This is a genomic window from Rhizorhabdus histidinilytica (assembly GCF_900167915.1).
In the GTDB taxonomy this organism is placed as follows: Bacteria; Pseudomonadota; Alphaproteobacteria; order Sphingomonadales; family Sphingomonadaceae; genus Rhizorhabdus; species Rhizorhabdus histidinilytica.
In genome coordinates this window covers 2,501-5,760 of sequence record NZ_FUYM01000034.1, presented here as the reverse complement: position 1 = coordinate 5,760, position 3,260 = coordinate 2,501, and the positions used below count along the sequence as shown (strand labels likewise).

1 tRNA gene and 2 rRNA genes (1 of these 3 cut by a window edge) are annotated in these 3,260 nt (G+C 55.2%); all 3 read right to left on the bottom strand.

What is annotated here, in order from left to right:
- Nucleotides 1-7: 7 nt before the first annotated feature.
- Nucleotides 8-84, bottom strand: a tRNA-Met gene (locus B5X82_RS25755).
- A gap of 159 nt (nt 85-243) precedes the next feature.
- Nucleotides 244-358 (bottom strand): 5S ribosomal RNA (rrf, locus tag B5X82_RS25750).
- Nucleotides 359-555: 197 nt separating this feature from the next.
- Nucleotides 556-3,260 (bottom strand): 23S ribosomal RNA (locus B5X82_RS25745); it runs 88 nt beyond the window's last position.

Here is a 3,260-nt window from a genome sequence, read left to right as displayed (position 1 = left end):
GGAGTGTTGGTTGCGGGGACAGGATTTGAACCTGTGACCTTCAGGTTATGAGCCTGACGAGCTACCGGGCTGCTCCACCCCGCGACACTTGGGTTGGCGCCTCAGGCGCCGGCGGTCAGCATCCGCTGACCTTGGCTTGCGCGGGGATACCGCGGCGGCCGTTTGGCCTTGCGGGCCTGTGGCCCGGTTGGCCCGGGTTTGGGACAAAGTGAATGGGTTATGATCTGATGCACGGCCTTCAAAGCCTGGCGACGCCCTACTCTTCCACCGCTTAAGCGCTAGTACCATCGGCGCAGTCTGGTTTCACGGCCGAGTTCGGGATGGGATCGGGTGGGTCACAGACGCTATGGCCACCAAGCTATGGAGGCCGTGCATGAGAATTCTAGAAACCGTGCGTTCTGGTGTGAGCCTCAAGCGCCGGCGTGCGCATCCGCGCACTTGGCTATCCTCGCATAAGCTCGGACGGCCGTTCGGCCTTGCGGGCCTTTGGCCCGTTGGCATTGACTGATGCTGCCTGGAAATACCGCCATCAGGATTGATGTTGATGGTGGGGCTCTCAAGCGCGACTAGAGCAATTAGTATCGGTTAGCTCCACGCGTTACCGCGCTTCCACATCCGATCTATCAAGGTCGTGGTCTTCGACCGCTCTAAGATATCTTATCTTGAGGGAGGCTTCCCGCTTAGATGCTTTCAGCGGTTATCCCGTCCGTACATAGCTACCCTGCTGCGCGGCTGGCGCCACGACAGGTCCACCAGAGGTACGTTCAACCCGGTCCTCTCGTACTAGGGTCAACTCCTCTCAAATATCGACGCCCACGGCAGATAGGGACCAAACTGTCTCGCGACGTTCTGAACCCAGCTCACGTACCACTTTAATTGGCGAACAGCCAAACCCTTGGGACCTGCTCCAGCCCCAGGATGTGATGAGCCGACATCGAGGTGCCAAACAACCCCGTCGATATGAGCTCTTGGGGGTTATCAGCCTGTTATCCCCGGCGTACCTTTTATCCGTTGAGCGATGGCCCTTCCACGAGGGACCACCGGATCACTATGACCGACTTTCGTCTCTGCTCGACTTGTCAGTCTCGCAGTCAGGCTGGCTTATGCCATTGCACTCTAACAGCCGGTTTCCAACCGGCCTGAGCCAACCTTCGCGCGCCTCCGTTACTCTTTGGGAGGCGACCGCCCCAGTCAAACTACCCGCCACAGAGGGTCCCTCAACCGGTTTCACGGTTGCAGGTTAGACATCAGAAAACAACAGGGTGGTATTTCACCTATGGCTCCACCAGGACTGGCGTCCCGGCTTCAAAGCCTCCCACCTATGCTACACAGTTATTTCCTAATGCCACTCTGAAGCTGCAGTAAAGGTGCACGGGGTCTTTCCGTCTAACCGCGGGTACTCCGCATCTTCACGGAGAATTCAATTTCGCTGAGCATGTGCTGGAGACAGTGGGGAAGTCGTTACGCCATTCGTGCAGGTCGGAACTTACCCGACAAGGAATTTCGCTACCTTAGGACCGTTATAGTTACGGCCGCCGTTTACCTGGGCTTCATTTCGGAGCTTGCACCCCTCCACTTAACCTTCAGGCACCGGGCAGGCATCAGACCCTATACGTCGTCTTGAAGCCGACTTAGCAGAGCCCTGTGTTTTTGCTAAACAGTCGCTACCCCCTGGCCTGTGCCCCCCACAACTGGTTGCCCAATTGTGGGGCCTCCTTCTTCCGAAGGTACGGAGGCAATTTGCCGAGTTCCTTCAGCACACTTCTCTCAAGCGCCTTGGTATACTCTACCAGACCACCTGTGTCGGTTTCGGGTACGGTCTATACGGTGGGGCTATTTCCTGGAACTTCGTCGAAGCACGTTCAATCCGATAAGAACGTACAACATAAGAAATCCGTCACACACCACCAGGCCCACGAATATTAACGTGGTTCCCATCGACTACCCCCTTCGGGCTCGTCTTAGGGGCCGGCTCACCCTGCGCGGATTAGCCTTGCGCAGGAACCCTTGGTCTTTCGGCGACAGGGCATCTCACCCTGTTTATCGCTACTCATGTCTGCATTCGCACTTCCGATACCTCCACGGCCCATTACCAGACCGCTTCACAGGCTTACGGAACGCTCCGCTACCGCGTGGATAAATCCACACCCTAAGCTTCGGTGCACGTCTTGAGCCCCGTTACATCTTCGCCGCAGGAACCCTTGTTTAGACCAGTGAGCTGTTACGCTTTCTTTAAAGGATGGCTGCTTCTAAGCCAACCTCCTGGTTGTTTTGGGATTCCCACATGCTTTCCCACTTAGACGTGACTTGGGGACCTTAGCTGTAGGTCAGGGCTGTTTCCCTCTTGACGACGGACCTTAGCACCCGCCGTCTGTCTCCCGGATATCACTCGTTGGTATTCGGAGTTTGGTTGAATTTGGTAGATCTCGCGACCCCCGCATCCATCCAGTGCTCTACCCCCAACGGTGTTCATCCGAGGCACTACCTCAATAGTTTTCGCGGAGAACCAGCTATTTCCCGGCTTGATTGGCCTTTCACCCCTAAACACAACTCATCCGGTAACTTTTCAACGTTAATCGGTTCGGACCTCCAGTGGGTGTTACCCCACCTTCATCCTGGTCATGCCTAGATCGCCGGGTTTCGGGTCTAATGCATCGAACTAAATCGCCCTATTCAGACTCGCTTTCGCTGCGCCTACACCTAACGGCTTAAGCTTGCTCGATACATTAAGTCACAGACCCATTATGCAAGAGGTACGCTGTCAGGCCATAAAGACCCTCCAACTGCTTGTAGGCATTCGGTTTCAGGTACTGTTTCACTCCCCTCATCGGGGTGCTTTTCACCTTTCCCTCACGGTACTTGTTCACTATCGGTCATGCACGAGTATTTAGGCTTGGAGGGTGGTCCCCCCATGTTCAGACAGGATTACACGTGTCCCGCCCTACTCGAGTCCTTCAACATCAGTTTCGCATACGGGGCTGTCACCCGCTATGGCCACTCTTTCCAAAGTGTTCTGCTACTTGAATTGAAGGCACTGGCCTGGTCCGCTTTCGCTCGCCACTACTTACGGAATCTCGGTTGATGTCTTTTCCTCCGGCTACTGAGATGTTTCAGTTCGCCGGGTTCGCTTCACCAAAGCTATGTATTCACTAAGGTGATATCCTTCCCAATTAACTCCCAGACTGTGTCGCCACAGTGCAGAAATTAATTGGTGAGGATGGGTTTCCCCATTCGGAAATCTGCGGGTCAAAGGTTGCTCA